Source organism: Shimia sp. R11_0 (assembly GCF_017744035.1).
GTDB classification, from domain to species: domain Bacteria; phylum Pseudomonadota; class Alphaproteobacteria; order Rhodobacterales; family Rhodobacteraceae; genus Shimia; species Shimia marina.
In genome coordinates this window covers 232,188-257,885 of the sequence record NZ_JAGHQY010000003.1, presented here as the reverse complement: position 1 = coordinate 257,885, position 25,698 = coordinate 232,188, and the positions used below count along the sequence as shown (strand labels likewise).

The 25,698-nt window shown below is 56.4% G+C and carries 17 protein-coding genes and 4 tRNA genes; 7 read left to right on the top strand and 14 right to left on the bottom strand.

Annotated features, from left to right (window positions below):
• Positions 1–97 precede the first annotated feature (97 nt).
• The 4 genes from J7382_RS08185 to J7382_RS08170 form a co-directional block, all read right to left on the bottom strand.
• Positions 98–2,653, bottom strand: a complete 2,556-nt coding sequence (locus J7382_RS08185; RefSeq protein ID WP_209068569.1) for a penicillin-binding protein 1A — start codon at positions 2,651–2,653, stop codon at positions 98–100.
• A 181-nt stretch (positions 2,654–2,834) separates the two neighbouring features.
• Positions 2,835–3,302, bottom strand: a complete 468-nt coding sequence (locus J7382_RS08180; RefSeq protein ID WP_209068568.1) for a hypothetical protein — start codon at positions 3,300–3,302, stop codon at positions 2,835–2,837.
• A gap of 203 nt (positions 3,303–3,505) precedes the next feature.
• Complete coding sequence (locus J7382_RS08175; RefSeq protein ID WP_209068567.1) at positions 3,506–4,798, bottom strand: N-acetylmuramoyl-L-alanine amidase; 1,293 nt, start codon at positions 4,796–4,798, stop codon at positions 3,506–3,508.
• 165 nt (positions 4,799–4,963) lie between these two features.
• The gene (locus J7382_RS08170; protein ID WP_209068566.1) at positions 4,964–6,115 is read right to left on the bottom strand and encodes an aminotransferase class I/II-fold pyridoxal phosphate-dependent enzyme; all 1,152 of its coding nucleotides are present in this window, start codon (positions 6,113–6,115) and stop codon (positions 4,964–4,966) included.
• A 41-nt stretch (positions 6,116–6,156) separates the two neighbouring features.
• Between J7382_RS08170 and J7382_RS08165 the strand changes: the two genes are divergently transcribed.
• Positions 6,157–7,503, top strand: coding sequence for a M48 family metalloprotease (locus J7382_RS08165; RefSeq protein ID WP_247744908.1), 1,347 nt, complete (start codon positions 6,157–6,159; stop codon positions 7,501–7,503).
• Between the two features lie 14 nt (positions 7,504–7,517).
• A complete protein-coding gene (locus J7382_RS08160) occupies positions 7,518–8,261 on the top strand; it encodes a DsbA family protein (protein WP_209068564.1) in 744 nt (247 codons plus the stop codon).
• A 314-nt stretch (positions 8,262–8,575) separates the two neighbouring features.
• Here J7382_RS08160 and J7382_RS08155 read toward each other — a convergent pair whose 3' ends face one another.
• The gene (locus J7382_RS08155; protein ID WP_209068563.1) at positions 8,576–9,784 is read right to left on the bottom strand and encodes a RodZ domain-containing protein; all 1,209 of its coding nucleotides are present in this window, start codon (positions 9,782–9,784) and stop codon (positions 8,576–8,578) included.
• Between the two features lie 109 nt (positions 9,785–9,893).
• The gene (gene hemA, locus J7382_RS08150) at positions 9,894–11,117 is read right to left on the bottom strand and encodes a 5-aminolevulinate synthase (RefSeq protein ID WP_058240159.1); all 1,224 of its coding nucleotides are present in this window, start codon (positions 11,115–11,117) and stop codon (positions 9,894–9,896) included.
• A gap of 216 nt (positions 11,118–11,333) precedes the next feature.
• Here hemA and J7382_RS08145 point away from each other — a divergent pair, with 216 nt between their 5' ends.
• Complete coding sequence (locus J7382_RS08145; RefSeq protein ID WP_209068562.1) at positions 11,334–12,716, top strand: M20/M25/M40 family metallo-hydrolase; 1,383 nt, start codon at positions 11,334–11,336, stop codon at positions 12,714–12,716.
• A 127-nt stretch (positions 12,717–12,843) separates the two neighbouring features.
• Here the strand turns inward: J7382_RS08145 and J7382_RS08140 are convergent.
• Positions 12,844–12,920: transfer RNA gene (locus tag J7382_RS08140), tRNA-Asp, on the bottom strand.
• A 66-nt stretch (positions 12,921–12,986) separates the two neighbouring features.
• A tRNA-Asp gene (locus J7382_RS08135) sits at positions 12,987–13,063 on the bottom strand.
• Positions 13,064–13,657: 594 nt separating this feature from the next.
• Between J7382_RS08135 and J7382_RS08130 the strand changes: the two genes are divergently transcribed.
• Complete coding sequence (locus J7382_RS08130; protein ID WP_209068561.1) at positions 13,658–14,395, top strand: YrbL family protein; 738 nt, start codon at positions 13,658–13,660, stop codon at positions 14,393–14,395.
• Between the two features lie 542 nt (positions 14,396–14,937).
• On the opposite strand, the gene J7382_RS08125 is transcribed toward J7382_RS08130, so the two are convergent.
• Positions 14,938–15,013: transfer RNA gene (locus tag J7382_RS08125), tRNA-Val, on the bottom strand.
• A 113-nt stretch (positions 15,014–15,126) separates the two neighbouring features.
• On the opposite strand from J7382_RS08125, the gene J7382_RS08120 reads away from it, so the two are divergent.
• Positions 15,127–16,128, top strand: coding sequence for a GlxA family transcriptional regulator (locus J7382_RS08120; protein ID WP_209068560.1), 1,002 nt, complete (start codon positions 15,127–15,129; stop codon positions 16,126–16,128).
• 142 nt (positions 16,129–16,270) lie between these two features.
• On the opposite strand, the gene J7382_RS08115 is transcribed toward J7382_RS08120, so the two are convergent.
• From J7382_RS08115 to phaC, 5 genes are all read right to left on the bottom strand, one after another.
• Positions 16,271–16,345: transfer RNA gene (locus J7382_RS08115), tRNA-Val, on the bottom strand.
• A 19-nt stretch (positions 16,346–16,364) separates the two neighbouring features.
• Positions 16,365–16,820 (bottom strand): HU family DNA-binding protein, encoded by a 456-nt coding sequence (locus tag J7382_RS08110; protein ID WP_209068559.1) that lies wholly within the window; start codon positions 16,818–16,820, stop codon positions 16,365–16,367.
• Positions 16,821–16,953: 133 nt separating this feature from the next.
• The gene (gene phaR, locus J7382_RS08105; RefSeq protein WP_209068558.1) at positions 16,954–17,502 is read right to left on the bottom strand and encodes a polyhydroxyalkanoate synthesis repressor PhaR; all 549 of its coding nucleotides are present in this window, start codon (positions 17,500–17,502) and stop codon (positions 16,954–16,956) included.
• Between the two features lie 135 nt (positions 17,503–17,637).
• Positions 17,638–18,084: a phasin family protein gene (locus tag J7382_RS08100; RefSeq protein WP_058240154.1), complete on the bottom strand. Its 447-nt coding sequence runs from the start codon at positions 18,082–18,084 to the stop codon at positions 17,638–17,640.
• 142 nt (positions 18,085–18,226) lie between these two features.
• Positions 18,227–20,020 (bottom strand): class I poly(R)-hydroxyalkanoic acid synthase, encoded by a 1,794-nt coding sequence (gene phaC, locus J7382_RS08095; RefSeq protein ID WP_209068557.1) that lies wholly within the window; start codon positions 20,018–20,020, stop codon positions 18,227–18,229.
• Positions 20,021–20,130: 110 nt separating this feature from the next.
• On the opposite strand from phaC, the gene phaZ reads away from it, so the two are divergent.
• Together phaZ and J7382_RS08085 are read left to right on the top strand one after the other, a co-directional pair.
• Complete coding sequence (gene phaZ, locus J7382_RS08090) at positions 20,131–21,411, top strand: polyhydroxyalkanoate depolymerase (RefSeq protein ID WP_209068556.1); 1,281 nt, start codon at positions 20,131–20,133, stop codon at positions 21,409–21,411.
• A 612-nt stretch (positions 21,412–22,023) separates the two neighbouring features.
• A complete protein-coding gene (locus tag J7382_RS08085) occupies positions 22,024–25,689 on the top strand; it encodes a vitamin B12-dependent ribonucleotide reductase (protein WP_209068555.1) in 3,666 nt (1,221 codons plus the stop codon).
• The last annotated feature ends 9 nt before the right edge of the window (positions 25,690–25,698 follow it).

Here is a 25,698-nt window from a genome sequence, read left to right as displayed (position 1 = left end):
GTGCAGGAGCTTTTTTCTTATGGGCTGAAGATAAGGACAGATTGGCGATCAGATCACGCGCTTAACGTGGCTCCGCAACAGAGCTGCATTGAGCCAATCAATAAAGTCCGCCCGAACTGACCGTCCCGAAGTCTGCCTTTGGTCCGACAATCCCGGTGCCGCCCGATGAGGTCGTGACCTCCCGCCCTCGGGATTTGGCGACCTCTTCCACCAGCGGCAGGTTGGAGCCCATGGCAAAGCCACCGTCAAAGGCCACGCCAAACACGGGCTCTTCCCCATCCCGGAAATACTCCGCCACCACATTGGAACCGCTGGCATCATTGTCCAGACGGGCCCCGGTGAAACGGTCAATCTTGATAAAGCGCCCCCCCGGAGGCACGCGGAACTTGCCGCCGCCGTATTTCTTCACAGCCTCTTCCATGAATTCCTGAAACACCGGGCCACAGGTTGTGCCACCATAGGTACCCCGCCCCAGCGGGCGCGGACGGTCATGGCCAATGTAACAGCCCGCCACGATATTGCTTGTGAAGCCCACAAACCACACGTCTTTGGCTTCATTGGTGGTCCCGGTCTTGCCGGCCACAGGCACAGGCAGGTTGATCTGCTTGCTGGCTGTCCCGCGTGTCACAACCCCCTCCATCATCGAGGTCAGCTGATAGGCGGTGATTGCATCCATGACCCGCTCGCGGTTGGTTACGATGCGCGGGCCGCGGCTTTCGGGGATACTCGGGTCCAGACAATCGGTACAATCACGCTGATCATGGCGATAGATGGTCTTGCCATAGCGGTCCTGCACCCGGTCCACCAATGTGGGCTCCACACGTTCGCCCCCATTGGCAAACATCGCATAGGCCGCCACGATTTGATAAAGCGTGGTCTCATCCGCACCCAGCGAGTTCGCCAGAAACGCGCCCATATTGTCATAGACCCCAAAACGCTCCGCATAGCGCGCCACGGTCTCCATGCCGACCTCCTGCGCCAGACGGATGGTCATCAGGTTCCGGCTCTGCTCAATCCCGGTCCGCAACGGCGTCGGCCCGTAGAATTTATTGGTCGAGTTCTTGGGCCGCCACACACCTTGGGGCGTGTTGATCTCAATCGGAGCGTCAATCACGATGGTCGCCGGGCTATAGCCGCTGTCCAGTGCTGAGGCATAGACGAAGGGTTTGAAGCTTGACCCCGGCTGGCGCTTGGCCTGTGTCGCGCGGTTAAACACCGTATCCTGATAGCTAAAGCCGCCCTGCATCGCGATCACACGGCCGTTGTTCACGTCCATCGCCATAAAGCCGCCCTGCACCTCCGGCACCTGCCGCAGGGACCAGCGCACAAAGCTGCCATCCTCATCTTTGGTGATCGCGCGCACCAGCACCACATCCCCAACCGAGACAAGATCCCCCGCCACACGCGCCTTCCGTGCCAGCGAGCCATCCTCGCGCCGCTTGCGCGCCCAGGTCACATCCTTTGGCGTGATCCAATGCCCATCGGCACCCTCCTCAACGCCTTCAATCCCGATCCGCGCGTCATTGCTGCCCACCTGCAGCACAACCGCCGGATACCACTGCCCCTCAAGATCCACATCTCTCGGAATGGCCACATCCGCCAGCGCGGCACGCCAGCTCACTTCATCCGTCAGAGCTTCCGCCGCAATCACCTCACCGGTGCCGCGCCACACGCCGCGTGAGCGGTCATATTTCTCAAGCGCGCGGCGCAAGGCCCGCGCCGCCACATCCTGCATCTCAGGATCTTCGGTGGAGCGCACGGTCATACCGCCGCTGAAAAACTCATCTTCCCCAAAATCGCGGCTCAACTGGCGGCGGATTTCATCAGTGAAATAATCGCGTGTCGGCAGGGTGGATTTGAAACTGTCATAATCGCCATTCTGCACCGACGCCAAAGGCAGCTCTTTTTCCGCCTCATACACCGCCTGCGTGATATAGCCGTTCTCCGCCATTTCCTTGAGCACAAAGTTACGCCGCGCCAGCACCCGCTCTTTGTTGCGCACCGGATGGAAGCGCCCGGGCGCTTTTGGCATAGAGGCCAGCGTGGCCGCCTCATGTGGGGCAAGCTGTTCCAACGTCTTGTTGAAATAGGTCTGCGCCGCCGCCGCCACACCGTAAGAGTTCTGACCCAGGAAAATCTCGTTGAGATACAGCTCCAGGATCTGCTCCTTGCTCAGGGTGTCCTCCACCCGGGTCGCAAGGATGATCTCTTTGATCTTACGCTCAATTTTGCGATCTCCAGAGAGCAGGAAATTCTTCATCACCTGCTGCGTGATGGTCGATGCCCCGCGCACGCTTTCCCCACGCGACTGCACCGCTTCCACAGCCGCCGCCGCGATCCCGCGCGCATCAAAGCCCGAGTGATAATAGAAATTCTTGTCTTCTGCAGAGATAAACGCCTCTTTCACCAGATCCGGAATTTCATCCGCCGGCACAAACAGACGCCGCTCTTTGGCAAATTCATCAATGATATGGCCCTCACCCGAGTAGATCCGGCTGATCGTGGGCGGCTTATACTGCGCAAGGCTTTCATGGCTGGGCAGTTCCTGACCATAGATCCAGAACACCGCCCCAATAGAGAGCGCCACCACGGCAAGCCCCATGGTCACAAAGGTGAAAATGGTCCCAAAGAACGAGAGAATGAATCGTATCACGCTGGAGGCCTTCTGAAGTCGCGTCTCAAAGCTCCTCTATACAGAGTGGCCTTGGCGGGGTCAAAACACCTCTCTGAGACAGCAGGCGAATTTGCGCTGCGTTGTGGTCACCTGTCAATGGACAAGCCTCTAAAACACTTCGCCAAAGCAGTGCCCTGACAGCGCTCGACACAACAACCGACTATTTCTGATCTTTCGCGGCGTCATGTTGCAGCGCGCCCATCGCACAGGTGACGAATTCATCCATCCGGCTTTCCTGGATGTTTTCAAAGTAGTTCAACATGCGGTTTCCGGCCCAAAACACAATCTTGTTGCCGTTGGACATACGCCCTTTGCCACGCCCCGTGCCGGTCTGCTTGTGGTAATAGGTAAATGTCGCCCGCGCGCGCCGCCCATCGTTACAGGTGGCTTTCACCTTTGCCGTGCCAAAGTTGGTGCGCCTGAAGGTCCCGGTGCAAACCGCACCCAGATTTGTTTTTGTTGAAAAGTGGCCGGATTGCACCCCAATCACTTCGCCAATGAAAATCTCATTTGGCTCCCCGAGAACACACCCAACCACACGGGTACATTGGTTGTCTGGTATGGTGCAATTGGAGGCCCCATGGGCTGCACTCACCGAAAGCCCTATGACAATGGTCAGGCAGGTCATAAAAAGGTGGCCTTTAAAGTACATACGTCGCCCTACTCTCATGACAGCGCACCCCGGGAGAAACGAGGCACGGCACTGAATTTCACTGCGCAATCTTGTAACGAGCCCAGCATCTCTTTTGCAAGCAATGAGAGAACACAGCTTCAAAGTGTCTCCCTAGGATAGCTCACAGTGATCTATCATCCTAAATTTGAGGCTCCACCTCACTGCCGCACCAAAGCCCGCGTGGCCTTATCTTCCGCAACCCAAGCCACAAGCCCATCCCGCAGCCCCGCGGCCATGGCCGCCCGCCAACCGGGATCTTTGAGATTGGCCAGATCCTGCTTGGAGGACATAAACCCAAGCTCCACAAGTACAGAGGGCACATCCGCCGCCTTCAAAACGGAAAAGGCCCCTTCTCTCAAAGGCTTGCTGTTCAACCTGACTGTGCTGCCTTTCAATCCTCCCACCAGAGAATGCGCAAGCTTGAAGGTGCGCGGCTCCGTTTCCATACGCGCCAGATCCAAAAGCACATCGGTCACCTCATCATCGGCCCCGGACAGATCCACGCCCGAAATGATATCCGCTCGATCATGACGCTCCGCAAGCAGGGCCGAGGCCGCATCGCTGGCCTCCTCTGACAGCGTATAGAACGTTGCACCTTTGGCATTGCCCTGACTCACACTGTCCGCATGCAGCGAGATAAACACATCGGCCTGATGCTGATGGGCAATCGCCACGCGACCCTCCAGCGAAACAAACACATCCGCATCCCGTGTCAAAACGACCTCAAATCCCCCCGTCCGGCGCAGCACATCGCGCAGCTCCCGGGCAAAGGACAGCATCAGGTCTTTTTCCTGTACCGTGCCCCGTTCCGCACCAGGGTCAATGCCGCCATGACCCGGATCAATCACCACCACGGTGGCGGCCCAATCGGTCTTTTCTTCTGGCGCCGCCAGCGCAGGTGCGGGCAGATCCCAACGCGGATCATAAGGCGCGCCCGCAGCAGCGGCAAAATCAGCCGCAGTGCCGGGCGCAAGGGTGAGCGACAAGACCGCCGTCCCCCGCCCCTCGTCAATGGCCATCTCCGCCGCCTCCACTGTCATGGCTGCTTCCAGATCAAGCACCATACGGCTCCAGCCCGGGCGATAGGTGCCAAAACGCACCGCAGAAATGCCCTCTGCCGCGCCAAGATCCGCTGCCGTCAGCGCGCCCCAGTCCACTTCGCGAAAGTCCAAGACAACCCGGCGCGGCGAATCCAGCGTGAACACCCGCCAGGGCACCCCTTGTGTCAGGGCCAGACGCAACTGTGCCGCCCCGCGCCGGCCTTCAGACAGACCGCTGTCGGCAATCTCCACCCGTGCGAGAGCCGAAAACGCCGCATCCTGCTGCGCGCCGCCCTGTTGTCCGCCTGCCTGTTGCGCCCCCACCTGTTGCGCAATGGCCTGCTCCGCCCCCCACACAGCACCAAGCGCCGCCCAGAGCGTCACCACAGCTGCCAAAAAATCCCTGCGCATCCTGCTGCCTCACCTGCTTTTTGCCAAGCCTACATCACCCCGGCACGCGCCGCCACGTCTCATGGCTTCCTCTTGACCCCAATATCCCGGGGAGGAGGCACAGCACCGCTGTGCCGGAGGGGCTGGCCCCTCTCTTTTTCTTTATCCCCAAGTTATCTCCAAGCCTCAGACAAAGCCGCGCGCCGCCATGAACTGTTGCAACCTTGCGAGACCATCCTGCATGTCCTGCGTGCTGCGCGCATAGGAGAACCGCAGAGTCTGATGGCCCCGCACCGGGTCAAAATCGAGCCCCGGCGTCACCGCCACGCCCGCCTCTTCCAGGATCTCTCGCGCAAAGGCCCGGCTGTCATTGGTGAAATCACGCACATCGACATAGAAGTAAAATGCCCCATCCGGCGGCGCAAATTTGGTGAAACCCGCCTTGGGCAGCCCCTCGGCCATCAGGGCGCGATTGGCGCGATACACCGCCATATTTGCCTCAAGCTCTTCATGGCAATCCATCGCCGCAAGAGCCGCCACCTGACTGGCATGTGGGGCACAGATGAACATGTTCTGCGCCAGCCGCTCCACCTTGCGCACGTGAGCTTCGGGCACCACCATCCAGCCCACACGCCAACCGGTCATGCTGAAATATTTGGAGAAACTGTTGATGACATAACACTCATCGGTGAGTTCCAAGGCCGTGACAGCTTTGGCTTCATATTCGATGCCGTGGTAAATCTCATCGCTGATAAAGGCCGCCTCTTTGTCGCGGCACAGATCAATCAGCGCCCCCATGGCATCCTTGTTGAGCATCGTGCCGGTCGGATTGGCCGGCGACGCCACCATCAGCCCTTCAAAATCCAGCGCCCGCAGATCCTCAGGCACAGGTTGCAAGCGGTTTTGCGGCGCGGTCTGCACATCCAGCGGCTGCAGGCTCAGAGCCTTCAGAATCTGACGGTAGCTCGGATATCCCGGTGCCCCAATCGCCACGCGTTCCCCGGCATCAAACAGCGCCGAAAACGCCAGCAGAAACGCCCCTGATGAGCCCGGCGTGACAATCACCCGCGCCGGATCAAGGTCCAGATTGTACCACTCCCCATAGAGCTGCGCGATCCGCGCCCGCAGCGCTGGCAACCCCAGCGCCACCGTGTAGCCCATGGCATCCTGCGTCATCGCCTCCGTGAGCGCTTTGCGCGCGGCTTCCGGTGCCGCCGTGCCGGGCTGCCCCACTTCCATATGGATGATGTGACGCCCCGCCTCTTCCGCCTGGCGCGCCGCTTCCATCACATCCATCACAATGAAGGGATCAACCGCCCCACGTCTTGAGTTCCGCATCAAATTGCTCCCTAGTGTCGACCATGAGGTTTCACCGCGAAATGGCAGCGCCGTCAATCACCCGTTTTCACGCCCGCGCCGTCGCTTTGCTGACGGCGCTTGTTCTGTTTATCTCCGCCCCTTTTGCCAGCGCTGTGCCGCTGGCCCGTGACCCCGATATCGAACATGCCCTGCGCAAGATGGCCGCGCCCATCCTGAACGCCGCAGGCCTTGGAGACAGCGTTAAAATACTGCTGGTCAACGACGAAAGGCTGAACGCTTTTGTGGTCGATCACAGCCATATTTTCATCAACACCGGCATGCTCATGCGCATGACTTCCCCGGAAATGCTGCAATCCGTCATCGCCCACGAAGCCGCCCATATCGCCAATGGGCACATCACCCGACGCATGGCCAATCTTGATTCGGCACGCAGTGCTTCCGGCCTCGGTCTCGCCCTTGCTCTGGCCGCCGCAGCCGCCTCAGGACGCGGCGATGTGGGGGCCGCAGTGGCCCTTGGCACGCAAAATTCTGCCCTGCGGCAATTTCTCGCCCATACCCGCGCCGAAGAGGCCTCCGCAGACCAATCCTCCGTGCGCTACATGGCCGCCGCCGGCATTGACCCGATCGGAGCCGTGCAGGTGCAGCAGATCTTCGCCGGACAGGAGCTGCTAAACGTCTCCCGTCAGGATCCCTACATGCGCAGCCACCCGCTCACCCGTGACCGCCTGCGCGCCATGCAAGGCTTCGTAACGGCCTACAGTGGCAAATCCCGCAAACAGCCGGAACTGGAATATTGGTATGATCGCGCCCGCTCCAAGGCGACGGCTTTCCTGCGGCCCACCAAATGGACGTTCCAGCGCGCCGATGAGAGCACAACTGAAGACATCCGGCATATGCGCCTTTCGGTGGCCTACCACCGCCAGCAAAACGCCGCCAAGGCGCTTTCTCACATCAATCAGGCCATCGCGCTGCGCCCCAAAGATGCCTACTATTATGAACTCAAAGGGCAGATCCTTCTGGAAAACCGTCAGTTTCAAAACGCGGTGAAAGCCTATCGCACCTCCGCAAATCTGGCGCCACGCAACGCGCTCATTCTGGGCGGTCTGGGCCGGGCGCTTCTGACGGTCAACCGCCCCAAAGAGGCGCTCACCTATCTGGAAAAGGCGCGCTCTCTGGATTTCCGGGATGCCAAGGTGCTGCGTGATCTTGGCTCCGCCTATGCACAAACCGGTCAGCACGGCCTCGCCTCTCTTGCGACGGCAGAGCGCTATGCGCTGGCCAACCGGCTCAAAGATGCCGACATCCACGCCCGGCGCGCACTTGCGCGCCTTCCCAAAGGGTCCAGCGCCGCGCGCCGGGCCGAAGACATTGTCAGCGCTGCAGAGCGCGTTCAAAAGAGAAAATGATGGAGTTCCCCATAATGCGTTTCTTCGCCCCGGCCGCCCTGGTCCTGTCCCTCACCGCAACCTCCGCCCTCGCCTTTGACATCGACAGCCTGTCAGAGGCCGAGCGCAGCGCCTTTCGCGATGAGGTGCGGGCCTATCTTCTGGACAACCCCGAAGTGATCATGGAAGCCGTCGCCATTCTGGAACAGCGCCGTGAAGCGCAACAGGCCAACAACGATCTTGCGCTTGTGGCCGACAACAAAGACCGCCTCTTTAACGATGGCTACAGCTGGGAGGGCGGCAACCCGGATGGGGACATCACCTTGGTGGAGTTCATCGACTATCGCTGCGGCTATTGTCGCAAAGCCCATGATGAGGTGGCTGAGCTGATCGAAACAGATGGCAACATCCGCTTCATCGTCAAAGAATACCCTATTTTGGGCGAAGCCTCTGAGCAAAGCGCGCGCTACGCCATCGCTGTCAAACAGCTCTTGGGGGCAGAGTCCTATAAACTCGCACATGACGCCCTGATCAAAATGCGTGGCGATGTCACGGCAAAGTCCCTGACCAAACTGTCCAAGGGCCTTGGCTTTGATGCCGAAGCGCTACTCGCCCATATGAACAGCCATGAGGTGACCACGGAAATCCGCACCACGCGCGCACTCGCCCTTGATATGGGCATCACCGGCACGCCGTCTTTCGTGATGGAAGATGAAATGCTGCGCGGCTACCTCCCATTGGAAGGCATGCGCGCCATCGTGGAAGAAAAGCGCGGGTAACCTCTAGGCCATACAGACACAGTAAACCCAGACCGCGGCACCAACACTGCCGCGGTCTTTTTGTTGGGGTTGGCGCGCGCAACGTACGTTGCGATAACCCGCAAGAGCCGTGATTTTGCACCTCCGCAATACCGACGGGTTACAGACGTGAGACTGATGTGAAATTTGGCCCATCTGAGATCATTACCCCAGAGACAGCCGCGCATCGTTTTTTGTGTCAAGCGCCTTGGCAGCGCAACACGCAACAGCTCAAGAGGCCTCCCCTACAGGATAGAAAGGCGACCACAAGCCATTGTCTAGATTGAGAATTTAGATCACTCTTCCGCCGTGACCACCGATGCTGCCGCCGCAAGCGCGACAATGCGTGCCAGCTCCGGATCATCATCAAGGTTGGCGACAGCAAAATTCTCTTTCACCATGTCACTGGCCAGCGCCAGATCTCTCACGGTGCTCGTCCCCTCACCCGCCGGCCCATACAGCTCGCCATTCACCTTGAAATAGACAGAGCCGGACATGCCCGCCCGCAGGGTCGGCACCTCTTCCGTCGCAGGCAGGACGTATTCCTCACCCGCATCGAGGATTTTCTCAAGCAAGACCGAGCCATCAGCCGCGCGCACGCGCACCCAAGCCGGACGCACTGCCATGACAACCAACTCAGGCGCGTCATCTTCTACGACTTTGGGCACCGGCGGCTTATCCTCTGTCGGGGCCAGCGCCACAACGTCAGGGATCTGCGGTGTGAAGACACCAATGTTGTCCGGGTTCAGTTGGGAGATCGGAGCATCACGCGCCACGAGGACAGGCACGTCCAGCGTCTGCGGACGATACAGGCGATCAAGCGCCTCCGCAGGGGCAAAAAGGCCCGCGCCTGCTGCGGTCACAACAACGGCTTCGCTCTCTGTGTCAGCAGCGCGTGTGGCGGCGCTTTCAACCGGATCCAGATCACTCAAGACGACCGGTGTCTGATCTACAGGAGCAAGGGTAACGCGTTGAATTTCATTGAGAACAGACCAGCCACCATACCCAATAGCCCCGATCAGTGCCACAAGCACAAGCGAGGATCCAACCGCCCGCATCTCAATGCGCGACAACAGGGATTCCTGAATGGGTGTGAACGGCGCATTGGCCGATGAAAATGGATCGGCGTTGCTTGCCACCGGCGCGACCCGCTCTGTCTTGCGCGTTCCAGAGGCTTCGGCGGACATGCCGTGGGCCGTGCTGAAACCGCTCTCTTTACAGAAGATCTCAAAAGCCAGATCCGGGTCCATGCCCAGATAACGGGCGTAAGACCGCACATAGCCTGCGATAAATCCGGGCGTTTCAAAGGCGGAGGGATCACAGTTTTCAATGGCAGAGACGTAGCTCGCACGGATGCGCAATTCACGCTGCACATCCAATAGAGATTTGCCAAGGGTGGCGCGTTCACCGCGCATCATATCGCCGAGACTTATGGTGAAGTCATCATACCCTTTCGGGCCTTCATCTACCTCAACGGTATCGCGCTTGGATTTGCGCCCGATCATCTCACTTGCCCCATGTCGCCCTGCCGGTTCTTCGTCATCCCCGATTCGAACCAGTCCTTGTTAGGGAGAACTATACCATATCTAGGGGATTCGATAACCTTAACGAGAGCTAGCCCGCCAGATCGGCACGATTCAGCGCACAATGGCTCCACAGCGCATCAATTGCCTTCACAAGTGCGTCCATCTCACGAGGTCCGTGAACTGGCGACGGCGTGAAGCGCAGACGCTCTGTGCCGCGTGGGACTGTCGGGAAATTGATCGGCTGAACATAGATGCCGTAATCTTCCAGAAGATGGTCAGAAAGCACTTTGGTGTGCACTGGATTGCCGACAATCACCGGCACGATATGGCTGCCATGATCAATGATCGGCAGGCCAAGCCCCTTCAGTCGCAGTTTCAGAATTTGCGCCTGTGTCTGATGACGTTCGCGCAGGGCCTGATCGGTTTTCAGATGCGCAACCGAGGCCGCTGCACCGGCCGCAACCGCTGGTGGCAAGGAAGTGGTAAAGATGAATCCGGGCGCATAAGACCTTACAGCATCACACATTTTCTCAGATGCGGCGATATAGCCCCCCATCACACCATAGGCTTTGGCCAAGGTGCCGTTGATGATGTCAATGCGATGCGCAAGATTGTCACGCTCTGTCACACCACCACCGCGCGGGCCATACATGCCCACCGCATGCACCTCATCAATATAGGTCAGCGCACCAAATTCATCCGCCAGATCGCAGATCTCTTCAATCGGCCCGAAATCTCCATCCATGGAATAGACAGATTCAAAGGCAATCAGCTTCGGCGCCGCCGGATCATCCGCCTCAAGCAGGCTGCGCAGATGGGCCACATCATTGTGTTTGAAAATGCGTTTCGCACCCCCATTGCGACGCACCCCTTCAATCATAGAGGCGTGGTTGAGAGCATCCGAATAGATGATCAATCCGGGGAAGAGTTTTGGCAAAGTACTTAAAGTTGCATCATTTGCGATATAGGCGCTGGTGAAAAGCAGGGCTGATTCTTTCCCATGCAGATCCGCCAACTCCGCCTCAAGCCGCTTGTGATAAATGGTCGTACCCGAGATATTCCGCGTTCCACCAGACCCTGCACCGGTCGCATCCACAGCTTCATGCATGGCTTCCAGAACAACCGGATGCTGCCCCATGCCAAGGTAGTCATTGCCACACCAAACCGTAATAGGGCGCTGTGTGCCGTCAGGACGGGTCCAAGTTGCGTGTGGGAAGTGCCCCTGCGTGCGCTCAATGTCGATAAACGTCCGGTAGCGCCCCTCTTCGTGCAAACGATCGAGTGCGTCATCTAGCTTTGCAGTATAGTCCACAGTGGCTTTCCTTCTTCCCGGTCTGAGCGACCTGGCGTCGCGACACTTTCAAAAAGTATCCGAGCTCTTTTAGTCTTCTGTTGCGCGTTGGGCAATGGCTACCAAATGGTCAGTCCGTCCTACATTGATATCGATCAATACCGAAAAGCACGAGTCTGGACACTTCAAATGTCAGTGTTACGGTTCCCGCAAATCGTCGCACCCAAAGGAGACCTTATGTCGCTCGATTCCGTACTCACCCGCATTGATCAGAATATGCCAGACGCCGTTGAACGTCTCTTTGATCTGATGCGGATCAAATCGATTTCGACAGACCCCGCTTTTGACAAAGATGTCGAAGCTGCGGCGGACTGGCTTGTTCAGGAACTACAAAGCATCGGAATCGCAGCAGAAAAACGCCTCACCTCAGGTCATCCAATGGTGGTTGGTCACGTGGATGGCCCAGCAGACGACGTGCCTCATATCCTGTTTTATGGCCACTATGACGTACAGCCAGTTGACCCGCTGGAGCTCTGGGACCGCGATCCGTTTGATCCGGCACTGGAAGACACCGCTGCGGGTAAAGTCATCCGTGGTCGCGGCTCCTCTGATGACAAAGGCCAACTGATGACCTTTGTGGAAGCCTGCCGCGCCTGGAAAGCAGAGCATGGCGCCCTGCCCTGCAAGATCACATTCCTCTTTGAAGGCGAAGAAGAATCAGGCTCCCCCAGCCTCGTTCCTTTCCTTCAGGAAAACGCCGAAGAACTCAGCTGCGATATTGCCCTGATCTGCGACACCGGATTGTTTCAGAGCAAAGTGCCCGCAATCACCACCATGCTGCGCGGTCTGCTCGCCGAAGATTTCACCATCACAGGGCCAAGCCGCGACCTGCATTCCGGCATGTATGGCGGCATCGCAATGAACCCGATCCGCATCCTGTCGAAAATCCTCGCAGGTCTGCATGATGACACCGGTGCCGTGACAGTGCCGGGATTCTATGACGGCGTCGAAGAGTTGCCAGAGGATATTCGCGCGCAATGGCAGGGTCTGAATTTTGATCATGCCAGCTATTTGGGCGATGTGGGCTTAAAGGCACCAGCCGGGGAGCAAGATCGCACGCCTCTGGAGCAAATCTGGGCGCGTCCAACCTGCGATGTGAACGGTGTGTGGGGCGGATATACCGGGGATGGCTTTAAGACCGTCCTGCCCTCTCAAGCCTCCGCCAAACTGTCCTTCCGCCTGGTCGGTCAGCAGGATCCAGACAAGATCCGCACAGCCTTCCGCAGCTATCTGGAAAGCGCGCTGCCCGAGGGGTTCACCGTCGAGTATCGCACGGAAAAGGGCTCCTCCGCGTCTCAAATGTCCATCACCGATCCCGCCTTTGAGAAGGCCCGCCTCGCCCTCAGCGATGAGTGGCCCGATCCTGCGGCCTATGTCGGCTGCGGTGGCTCAATCCCGATCGCAGGCTTCTTCAAAGATATGCTCAACATGGATTCGATGTTGATTGGCTTTGGATGTGATGACGATCAAATTCACTCGCCCAACGAAAAATACGACATGAACAGCTTTCACAAAGGCACCCGCTCATGGGCACGAATCTTAGACGCCCTGACGCGATAACCCCCTGAAAGATCTGTAAAATCAAAACGCGCCTTCGGGCGCGTTTTTCTACAGTACGACACACGCATTCCAATAGGCCGCCCCGAAGGGAAACATTTCCATCAGTCTTTCAAGGAGGGGGAAGAAGTGGCGCGGTTGACGGGGCTCGAACCCGCGACCCCCGGCGTGACAGGCCGGTACTCTAACCAACTGAGCTACAACCGCGCATATATCTTCGCCTTTCGGCATGACCATTTACCCTAAGGCACCCAAGGTCTGGGCTGGCAGCGGTGGCGCGGTTGACGGGGCTCGAACCCGCGACCCCCGGCGTGACAGGCCGGTACTCTAACCAACTGAGCTACAACCGCTCGCTGCTCGCTGTTTGGCGTGTGCCCCTCAGCGTGTGGTGGGGTTTATGCTGAGCGCTCAGGCGCGTCAAGCGGATATCCGCAGGAAAATGGAAGATTTTTTCAAAGCCTTTGTGGAGCCCTTATTTTCATGAGATTGAACCGCAGTGAGTTTACTTTGCAGTATGACATTTCTGTGATTAGATGAACTCACTTGAATCACATGCTTTTTGAAGGAAGAACCCTGATGAAACCTCTTTACGCTGCCCTGTGTGTTGCTGGTCTGGCTTTGGCTGCTTGCTCCCAACAGGAAGAGCCAACCCCAGTTTACGCGCAGCCGTCTTTTGACAAAGCAGGCAATGCCAGCTGCCCAGGTGGCTACGACCTTACCACCACCGACTCCGGCGCTCTCGTATGCGCACCAGCAAGCTAATCTGATCCCATCATCAGACTATTGGAAGAGCGGCCCTCCATGGCCGCTCTTTTTTGCGCTTTTAGACTGATAGGCTTCTGCCGCAGACGGACCCAAAACCACCAGAACTCAGAGAATTGCCAACCAGCACAAACCCATTTACCGTAAGCCCCCATCCTAGAAGCATGGCATGCACGCACAAAATGACATTCACTCAAGTCTCTTCACAGCCCCCCGCTAAAGACAACCTCAGCCCGATTATGACGGCAGCCAGAATGTCCAGTTGTCGCAAGTTACAACTCAACAATATCGCGCCGGTAGCGAGCGGACACGAGCGAGATATCTACATACTGAGCGCCTTCCCAGGTATTCTCGTCAAAGTCGCAAACCACAAAAAAAAGCAGAAAATAAACTGGCGAAAACGCCTAAAACAGCGCTTCATTTCGACTTCACCGCATCTTCGCCAGATGCGCGAGCTAAAATTTTACTTTGAGCTAAAACTCAAAGAACACAGCATGAAGCGCCCGGCACCAGTGGCAGATATGTTTGGCTTTGTTGATACAGATCTCGGCCCCGGATTGATATGTGAGGCCATTCACCAAAAAGACGGTCAACTGGCACCAACCCTGAAGCGTCTCCTGCAAGAACACCAAGATGCCTCTACAGTCATTGACCTCTTAAATGATTTCGTATCGGAAGCTTACGAATGGAATATGGTGGCGAATGATATCAATCTGGTGAACTTGGTTCTGTCAACGCGCGAACAAAAACGCCTGGTGTTAGTTGATGGCTTAGGCTTCAGGGGCAATCTAGGAACTCGCACGCTTTTCCGACACCTGAACTTCCGAAGCTTAGACCGTCGCTTTGCAAAGCTAGACATCCATCCGGACTACGCTTGGAATACAAAAAAGCGCCAATATCAGCCTAAAGCCCCCCAGTAATCCCCCCTAGAATTGTAAAAGCGTTGCCTAGTGCCTGTGGAAGCCGAGACGGTGCAAATTTCAGGTTAGATTCGCAAACCTGATGAGTTGAAAGCTGATGCCCTAGCATCGCTTGCAAGAACTTCGGGTTCGGCCAAGGTGAATGCTGAGCGCTTCGATGTTCGCACCAAACCTTGATACACATAGTTGGCCCAAAGCTCGAAGCTGCGACGCTTATTTTGTCTCAACCTCACTTAGCGGCATCTCGGATATTGCCGCATTGCGTGCATAAACCAATTTGCCCCTGGTCCATCCGCGATTTGGCCTCTCGCCCCCCCATTGGCTACACCAAACGCTTAGGGAGCAACTTAGGCTGTAGCCACCCTCTTTGCGTACTATCGCCTGCCACTTCGGTGTTTAGCACGGTTGCCATATGTCATATCTTGGTATGTTGGAGACGGCTCGGACCTGAAAAACGGCTGAAGCGCAGCGGAAAGACAATCACGCACATACGGATCATCATTCCGAAACATGCAGATTGTTGGTAGAACATGAGGACTTTATGGTGGGTCGTGAGAGGCTCGAACTCCCGACATCTTCGGTGTAAACGAAGCGCTCTACCAACTGAGCTAACGACCCGGTGAGCGGGGATTTAGCCCCTCTGGCCGGGGCATGCAACCCCATTTTTGAACTTTCTTTGCATCCTTTGCATTCTCCCCTAAATTGGCGCTCGATTTCTGCTCGGAGGTCTCATGCAAGATCCTATCATCCCCAAGGGCGTCGCCCATGTTCCTGTGGACGCTGTAACAACGCCAGACCCCATTATCTTTGCCTTGCAGCCCAACCTGTCGATGCTGGCCTTCACTTCAGCAGTAGAGACTCTGCGCATCGCCAACCAACTGACCGGGCAGAATCTCTACAGCTGGGCAACGATGTCTGAGACCGGAGAAAACGTCCGCTGTTCCAACGGCATTGAAATCGGTATTGATTCCCCTCTGGGCGAAACCCCTGCCAACGCGGCGGTGTTTATCTGCTCCGGCGTACAGCCAGAGCGCGCAGCCAGTCAAAGGATGGCGGATTGGATTCGGCTGCAGTGGCGCGTGGGCAGGCGTGTTGGCGGCCTGTGCACGGGCGCTTACACATTGGCAAAGGCAGGTATCCTTGAAGGGCGGGATTTCACGCTGCACTGGGAAAACATCCCCCCCTTTCGTGAGCAGTTCCCGAATCTCTCTCCGCTGGAGCAGCTCTACGCCATTGATGATCGCATCATGACCTCTGGCGGCGGCGTGGCGCCCATGGATTTGTTCCTCAAGCTGATTTACGATCGACATGGGGCTCAATTGGCCCGTGCCGTCTTGAATATGTGCCTGCACACTGTTCAGCGCTCTGAAACAGACCGGCAGCAAAGCTCCACCGCAGCCCTGATTGGCAATCGCAACGACAAACTCGTGCGCATCATTTCCTATTTTGAAGAAAACCTGGAAGAGACCGTCGATCTGGACAGCGTGACGCGGGACATGGGCGTCTCGCGCCGCCAAATGGAGCGCCTGTTTAAGCAGCACCTCAATACCACCCCCAAGCGATTCCTGCAGGAGCTGCGCCTTCAAAAGGCACGAATCCTCTTGGCGGAAACCGATATGGCGGTTGTGGAAGTGGCCACAGCCTGTGGCTACGAATCCGTGGGCAACTTTTCCAAACGGTTTCGGGAGGCCTATGGCATGTCCCCACATCGGTTTTCCGCTGGCCATGGCTGAGACATCTCAAACACTTTGATCACAGCCCTCAAAGCGCCCGCCGCCGCTCAGCGGATACCGGCGACAGACTCTGTGAAAAACGTAACAAAACCAGAAAAAGAAACGGGCGCTCAACCACTTAAGGGAGCGCCCGTTAGAATGATGGTGGGTGATAAGAGATTTGAACTCCTGACATCTTCGATGTGAACGAAGCGCTCTACCACTGAGCTAATCACCCGGTGACGCGGCTTCTATCCTCACTCCGCAGCCTCCGCAAGGCCCCCTGTGTCACTTTCTGCATTTGCGTCCTCGGCAGATCCCAACTTTCGCCGCAGACGCAGGTTTATGACATGTGCACCCTCTACCGATTTCTGATTCTGGATTTTCACCTTCCCAAGTTCAGGCAGGTTAAGCTCCTGCCCTTTAACAAGCGTCTCCCCCAGAATGGCCAACGCCGCTTCCACAGCTGGTTTTGCATCTCGCTTCTTCACACCTGAGCGCAGCACCACCGCTTCGATAAACGCACGCTTCCGGAGCGCGCCCCCCGCTGCTGGCACATCGGGCGTTTGCTTCTGCTCCAACGGCTCCTCCGCCTGCCCTTGCAGAGTCGCGCTGGTTTTGCGCGTTGCTGTGCTGCGCGTGCGGGTTGTACTGGTTTTTGCGCTGCTCGACGTGGATTTACGTGTTGCGCTGGTTGACGCTTTTTTCGCCATCTCGGCACCTCCGATCTTTGAAGGATACGGGCAAACAGCGCCTCACACGGCTGACCTTTGCCCATTTTGGTCTGCGCACCTCACAGGACGCGCCACAAACAAAAAGCACAGCCGAAATTGGCTGTGCTGGATGTCATTTCAACTTTGAAAGTTTATCCTGAAGCTCTGCGAGTTGCTTTTTGATCTCATCCAGATCTTCCGCCTCTCCACCGTCCCGCTCCGGTTCAGCCGCAGGAGACGAGCTTCCAGGCCATGCCATGCCACCAGTCATAGCCTTCATGAAAGCTTCCTGCTGCGCCTGCATCGCCTCCAGCCCGGGCATCTTCATGCCGCCGCCCATGCTTTCCATGACCTTCTCCTGGCTCTCTCGGAGCATGTCAAAAGAGGTCTGCAAAAATTGCGGCACCATAGATGTGGCTTGGGTGGCGTAGGCCCTCACAAGATCATTGAGCACATTGACCGGCAGGACATTCTCTCCCCTGCTTTCATGCTCCGCGATGATCTGCAAAAGATACTGCCGTGTGAGATCATCCCCACTCTTCAAGTCGACAATCTGAACCTCGCGGCCAGACCGGATAAAACCGGCGATGTCTTCCAATGTAACGTAGTCGCTGGTCTCTGTGTTATAGAGCCGTCTGCTGGCGTAACGTTTGATGAGCAGTGGTTTATTGTCTTCAGCCACGTCAGTCTCCCCATTATTTATGCGCTGCAGAAAAGCCTATGCGAGCGCAGAACAAAAAGAAAGGGCAGGCGTGATGCCTGCCCCCGCAATCTGCGCTCCGGGGAGGAGGAGGAGCGCAAGAATTGCGTCGTCGTCTTATTTGGTCGTGGCTTTTTTGGCCGCTGCGGTCACTTCGTCGGTGGCCTTTTTCACAGCAGCAGTCGCCTCTTCGGTCACTTCTTTGCCTGCAGACATCAGCAGTTCAACAGTTTCCATCTGAACTTTCTTTGCCACCTCAGCAAAGGCCGCCATGTTTTCCGCCGCAACTTCAGCCTGTGCAGAAGCAAAATCGGTCATCGCTTTGGCGTAGTCGGCAGGCTCTTCCTTGGCTTTGGACATGTCGCTCAGCTTGGACAGCGTGTCTTTGGTCCACTTGGAAGAGATCTCAGAAGATTTCTCAGCCGCGCCCAGCGCAACCGCTGTAAGCTTCTCATTCAGAGCTGCGGAATTTTTGAAAGCATCTTCAAATGCAGAAGTGTCAACTGGGAAGGCGCCCAGTACGTCTTTGAACATCGCGGTCACGTCTTGTGCTGCTTTAGTCATCGTTCCAGTTCCTTAAATAAAGGGCAGCCCGGGTTCAGAAGACATTGGGCTGTGTTTCTAGTCTCTGGAAACAATATGATTGCTGCGATGCGGCATTTCAAGAATTTTCTTGCTGCACCGCAGAAAAAATTTCAAGCCCCTGTTATTTTGTGGCTTTTTCAATCACGTAAGTGCCGGGTGCGTCGCATAGCGCCGGAAATGCCCCCTGCCCCGGCTCCCGAGCCTCTATCTTTTTACCAGATTTTTTTGACAGCCATGTGTCCCATCGGGGCCACCAGGAACCTTCATGAAATGTAGCTCCTTCCATCCAGTCATCCGCGGTGCCAGATGATTTGGTATTGGTATAGTGACCATATTTCTTCTTGCTCGGCGGATTGACGATCCCCGCGATATGCCCGGATTGAGACACGATGAAGGTCTTGGAGCGGCTCTTGGTTTGCTGGAAACCGTGGAAGCAATCTTTCCACCGCGCGATATGGTCCGTCTCACAGGTCACCGCACAGATCGGCAAATCCACATCGCTGATTTTCAACGTGGTGCCACACAGCGAAATCCCCTCGCCGACAAACTTATTATCTTGGCAGAGCTCTCTCAGATACTGATGCGCCATTTTCCCAGGCAAGCCAGAGCCGTCGCCGTTCCAATACAGCAGATCAAAGGCAGGCGGTGCCTCTCCCATCATATAGCTCTTGATCGCAGGGCCATAAATCAGGTCGTTTGACCGCAAAAAGCTGAACGTGCGCTGCATAATGAAAGAGCGCAGGATCCCTTCTTCCGCGACTTCTTCGTCGATGCCGTCGATAAAATCGTTCTGCAAAAACGGGGTGAACTCCCCCTGATCAGAGAAATCCGTCAGCGTTGTAAAGAACGTCGCTGATTTCACAGATGTATCGCCGCGCTGCTTCATCAATGACAACGTCAGATGCAAGGTGGTGCCCGCGATACAATACCCAACGGCATTAACCTGCGGCACATCACAGACGGTTTTCACCTGCGCAATAGCCTCAAGGAAGCCCTCTTCAATATAGTCATCCAATCCAACATCCGCGTAAGAGCGGTCTGGATTGACCCAGCTGACCACAAAAACAGTGTATCCCTGCGCCACACACCACCGGATCAGGCTGTTTTGTTCTTTCAGGTCGAGAATATAGTATTTGTTGATCCAGGGAGGAAAGATCACCAGCGGGATCTCATGCACAGTCTCCGTGGTTGGTGAAAACTGCAACAGCTCAAACATGCGGTTGCGAAAGACCACTTTACCGGGGGCGGTTGCAATGTTGCGCCCAACTTCAAAAGCGCTCTCATCCGCCAATTTCACCAGCAATTCACCATCATTGGCTTCGAGATCGGCGATCAGGTTTTCAAGGCCATCCACAAGGCTTTGCCCTTCGGTGGCCACAGCCTTTTCCAAAACCTCAGGATTGGTGCCCAGAAAATTCGTTGGCGCCATCATATCGATGATTTGACGGGAAAAATACTCAATGCGCTGCTTGTCTTTGCCCTCAAGGCCCTCCAACGCATCCACTGCGGCCTCAATGGCCCGCGCGTTGCGCATATATTGTTGCTTCAGAAGGTTGAAATAAGGGTGCGTCTGCCACAAAGGATGAGAGAATCGCCGATCCGTCGGCGTGTCATCCTGCGGCGCAGCAAATTGCCCTCTCAACATCAGGTTTTGCGCATCAACAAAGCTTTTGACGGATTTACTCCAGAGATCCAGCTGCATTTCCAGCATTTTGCCCGGATCATGCATCACGCCTTTCCAATAGGCAGTGGCCGCATTCAAGAAAACCTCAGGCTCCGGTCCATTCAATTGATTTCTAAGAGGTTTGTGACGCCCCATGACGTCAGCAAGTCGCAATGACAACTCTTCAACTCTTGCCAAATTGGCGTTCAGACGATCCGTTTTTTCGGCCGTTTCCGTCTCATTTGTTGTCATATTAACTCAATCGCCCTATCCTCGCTGCTACGCAGCATGAAAAATTCGATCCCCACTTAAGTGTACTCGGGAAATTAGTGAGTGGATACCCTAACGTAAGGAACACGCCCATGCGATACATGGCCACGTATGATTTGATGGAAACGATGCGCAACACCAACCAATGGTTGGGTGCAACCGCAACCGCAATGGCATCATACCCTGCCATGGCCATGATGCCCAATCCCGCGTTGCAATGGATGGCCGCATGGGGCGAAGTCACAGAACGTGCCTTTCAACGTATGATCGTGAAGCCTGACTGGGGCATCGACAGCTTTACCTGCGAAGACGGCAAGGACCACATCGTCAATATCAATACAGTTGTGGAACGCGCTTTCGGGGATCTGATCCACTTTGAAGTCTCCGGCCGCAAGCCCATGCCGCGCAAAGTGCTGCTGGTTGCGCCAATGTCGGGTCACTATGCCACGCTGCTGCGCTCCACAGTCAAAAGCCTGATCGCAGATTGCGAAGTCTATATCACCGATTGGCATAACGCGCGCGACATCCCAGTGAGCGAGGGCAAATTCGATATCGAAGATTACACGCTCTATCTTGTCGACTTTATGAAGGCGATGGGGCCAGACACGCATGTAATCGCTGTCTGTCAGCCTGCCCCGCTTACCCTTGCCGCCACCGCGTATCTGGCCGAGGAAGACCCCAAGGCACAGCCGCGCTCGCTCACATTGATCGGCGGCCCAATTGATCCCAATGCTGCCGCAACCGAAGTCACGGATTTTGGCCATCGCGTCACCATGGGACAGCTTGAACAGACCATGATTCAGCGGGTCGGTTTCAAATATCCCGGCGTTGGCCGCATGGTTTACCCCGGCCTGCTGCAACTGTCGTCCTTTATGTCGATGAACGCAGACCGCCACTCCAAGGCGTTCACCGATCAGATCATGCGCGTCACCCGTGGTGAGGCTTCTGATCACGACGCACACAACCGATTCTATGATGAATATCTCGCGGTGATGGACATGACCGCCGAATTCTACCTCTCCACGGTGGAGCGCATCTTCAAAAATGGCGAAATCGCCAACAATGAATTTGTGGTGGCCGGACGCAAAGTCGACATTGGCAAAATCACCACGGTTGCTGTGAAAACCGTGGAAGGCGCCAAAGATGACATCACCGCGCCGGGTCAGTGCATCGCGGCTCTTGATCTTTGCACGGGACTTCCAGACAGCAAAAAGGCGAGCCATGTGGAGCCGGGCGCGGGCCACTATGGCATTTTTGCGGGCAAGAGTTGGCGCAACAACATCCGCCCTCTTGTATTGGAGTTCATTGACGCCAATGCCAAACCGCCGAAATCCGGCCCGCGAAAAGCTGCGAACAAAAACACCGCAGCTTAAATCATTGGCTTTTCAAAAAGTTAATTTAATAAAGGTCGCCAAAGGCGGCCTTTTTTATGGGATTGAGAATCTAATAGCGTTGCAAAAGGTTCACAGAAGATTACCGCAATATTTTCCACAGCCATATGCGCTGTCCTACCAAATCTTGTGGATAAACCTGAGTGACACGGCCACCTCTGATCAGAAGTACATAAAGATCAGACAGTTATAAATTATGGCAAAAAATGGGCACTCCAATCGACCTGTGGAGGAATCGGAATCACGACCCGAGTCGCCATGCTCAGGCTTTAGGTCAACACAAAAAATCCTGATTTTCGGTAAATAAATTCGTTGACCCTGTATGTCCGATTACGCCAATTTGTGGATGCAGCCGACGACCGACACTACATATAGTGACTTTTCGCCGGACGGGGACAAAACCACAACAAGCCACCCAAGGCTCTAACTCGGAGGCACGGTTTACGTGTTCGCCGCGCGGTTCACCCTTGTCTGACGCACCGCTCTGATATTTGCAGAGCGTCATAAGAACGTTCGAGAGCCGCATTTCTGGCCGCACAGAATGTGCGACAGGGACAAAATTGAAAAGTTTGGAACTGTGGACGGGACAGTGGAATGAAAATTCAAAGACGTTTTACCAAGACAGGACAAGACGCCTACGCCGATTTGAATTTTGTGACCACAGAATCCGAAATTCGCAATCCGGATGGCACCATCGTCTTCCGTCTCGAAAACGTCGAAGTGCCCGCCAGTTGGTCCCAAGTGGCCTCTGACGTGATTGCCCAAAAATATTTCCGCAAAGCCGGCGTTCCCGCCAAACTGCGCAAAATTCGCGAAAAGGGCGTGCCTGAGTTTCTGTGGCGTTCCGTTCCAGCCAATGACGATGTTGCACTGGGCGGTGAAACCTCCTCAAAACAGGTCTTTGACCGCCTTGCCGGTGCCTGGACCTACTGGGGCTGGAAAGCCGGATATTTCTCTTCAGAAGAAGACGCACGCGCCTATTTTGACGAAATGCGCTACATGCTGGCCACCCAGCGCGCCGCACCAAACAGCCCCCAGTGGTTTAACACGGGCATCCATTGGGCCTACGGCATTGATGGGCCAAGTCAGGGCCACCACTACGTCGATTTCAAAACCGGCAAGCTGACCAAATCCAAGTCTGCTTACGAGCACCCGCAACCTCACGCCTGCTTCATTCAATCCGTTTCCGATGACCTGGTGGGCGACGGTGGCATCATGGATCTCTGGGTGCGCGAGGCGCGTCTGTTCAAATATGGCTCTGGAACCGGCACCAACTTCTCCTCTCTGCGCGCGGAAGGCGAATCCCTCTCGGGCGGCGGCCAGTCCTCGGGCCTGATGGGCTTTCTCAAAATCGGCGACCGCGCCGCAGGGGCCATCAAATCCGGCGGCACCACACGGCGTGCCGCCAAAATGGTGATCGTGGACGCCGATCACCCGGACATCGAAGAGTACATCAACTGGAAAGTCAAAGAAGAGCAGAAGGTCGCCTCCATCGTGGCTGGCTCCAAAATGCACGAAGAGAAGCTCAACGGCATCTTTGACGCCATCAAATCATGGGACGGCGCAGAGCATGACGCCTATGATGCGCACACAAACCCAGCTCTGAAATCCGCGATCCGCGCTGCAAAGAAAGTCGCCATTCCAGAGACTTACGTGAAGCGCGTGCTGGATTACGCCAAACAGGGCTACGCCAGCATCGAATTCCCGACCTATGACACAGACTGGGACAGCGAAGCCTATGCGTCTGTTGCGGGTCAAAACTCCAACAATTCCATCCGTGTCACCGACGCCTTCCTGAAAGCCGTTGAAAACGACGACGACTGGGAGCTGATCCGCCGCACGGACGGTCAGGTTGCCAAAACCATCAAGGCGCGCAAACTCTGGGAAGATGTGGGCCATGCCGCTTGGGCCTGTGCTGATCCGGGCATCCAGTACCATGACACGGTCAATGCATGGCACACCTGCCCCGAAGACGGTGAGATTCGTGGCTCCAACCCGTGCTCTGAATACATGTTCCTGGATGACACCGCCTGCAATCTGGCCTCCATGAACTTGCTGACCTTCCTCAAAGATGGTCAATTTCAGGCCGATGACTATATCCATGCCACACGGCTGTGGACCGTCACGCTGGAAATCTCCGTGACCATGGCGCAATTCCCCTCCAAGGAGATTGCCCAACGCTCCTATGATTTCCGCACCTTGGGGCTGGGCTATGCCAACATCGGCGGCCTGCTCATGAATATGGGCTACAGCTATGACAGCGCGGAAGGCCGCGCTCTGACCGGGGCACTGACGGCGATCCTGACCGGCGTGGCCTATGCCACCTCTGCGGAAATGGCCGGAGAACTTGGCGCCTTTGCGGGCTACGCCCGCAACAGCGAGCATATGCTGCGCGTGATCCGAAACCACCGGCGTGCCGCCTATGGCAAAACCGACGGTTACGAAGGCCTCGCGGTCAAACCTGTGGCGCTGGACATCGCCAATTGTCCGGATCAAATGCTGGTAGAGCTGGCCAAATCAAGCTGGGACGAAGCCCTGACACTGGGCGAGAAAAACGGCTATCGCAACGCACAGACCTCTGTGATTGCCCCGACTGGCACCATTGGTCTGGTGATGGATTGTGACACCACCGGCATTGAGCCTGACTTTGCGCTGGTGAAGTTCAAAAAGCTTGCTGGCGGCGGCTACTTCAAGATCATCAACCGCTCCGTACCTGCTGCGCTGGAAACACTCGGCTATTCCTCCGCCCAGATCGAAGAAATTGTCTCTTATGCCGTCGGCCACGGCTCCATCGGCAACGCCCCCGGCATCAATCACACCTCGCTGATTGGCCACGGGTTCACCTCCAATGAGATCGAGAAAATTGAAGCCGCGCTTGGCTCCGCTTTCGACATCCGCTTTGTCTTCAACCAGTGGACGCTGGGTGAAGAGTTCTGCACCAACGTGCTCGGCATCCCGGCCGACAAGCTCAATGACCCGTCTTTTGAATTGCTGGGGCACCTCGGCTTCACCAAAGCTGACATAGACGCCGCCAACGACCATGTCTGCGGCACCATGACATTGGAAGGTGCGCCTTTCCTCAAAGAAGAGCACTACGCGGTCTTTGACTGCGCCAACCCCTGCGGCAAAAAGGGCAAGCGCTACCTCTCCGTTGACAGCCACATCACCATGATGGCCGCGGCGCAGAGCTTCATTTCCGGCGCGATCTCCAAGACGATCAACATGCCCAACGACGCCACGATTGCCGATTGCCAACAGGCTTATGAGCACTCATGGTCCCTTGGCATCAAGGCCAATGCCCTCTATCGCGACGGCTCCAAGCTGTCCCAGCCGCTGGCCGCAGCGCTGGTGGAGGACGATGACGAGGCTGTTGACCTGCTCGAAACCGGCTCCCTTCAGGAAAAAGCGCAGGTGCTCGCCGAAAAGATCGTCGAGAAAGTGGTGATCAAAGAAGTGGCGCGCGGCCGCGAAAAAATGCCAGAGCGCCGCAAGGGCTACACTCAGAAAGCCGTTGTTGGCGGCCATAAGGTCTACCTGAGGACCGGCGAATACTCTGATGGCTCGCTGGGCGAAATCTTCATCGACATGCACAAGGAAGGCGCAGGCTTCCGCGCCATGATGAACAACTTCGCCATCGCCGTCTCTGTCGGGCTGCAATATGGCGTGCCGCTTGAAGAATTTGTCGATGCCTTCACCTTCACCAAATTTGAGCCAGCAGGCATGGTGCAGGGCAACGACTCCATCAAAAACGCCACCTCGATCCTCGACTATATCTTCCGCGAATTGGCCGTGTCTTACCTCGACCGCACCGACCTTGCGCATATCAAGCCAGAAGGCACCACGTTTGACGATCTTGGACGTGGAGAGGAAGAAGGCGTTTCCAACGTTGCGGAACTCACCGAATCGACGGCAAGCCGCTCGCTTGAGGTGCTCAAGCAGATCTCCTCAACCGGGTACCTGCGCAAGCGTCTGCCACAAGAACTTGTGGTTTTGAAAGGGGGAGCAGGCAATGCGCCGGAAACCGCCGATCCTGTCAAAACTTTGAACACACTTGTGCCGGAAACCACTGGCGCGACTCTTTCAGACGTGGCAACAAGCGCGTCCGTCAGCACCTTGGCACCGCCCATGGACGCGCGCGCCAAAGCAAAAATGCAGGGCTATGAGGGCGACCCTTGTGGCGACTGCGGCAACTACACTTTGGTGCGCAATGGCACCTGCATGAAATGCAACACCTGTGGCGCGACCTCAGGCTGCAGCTAAGGAGACCAA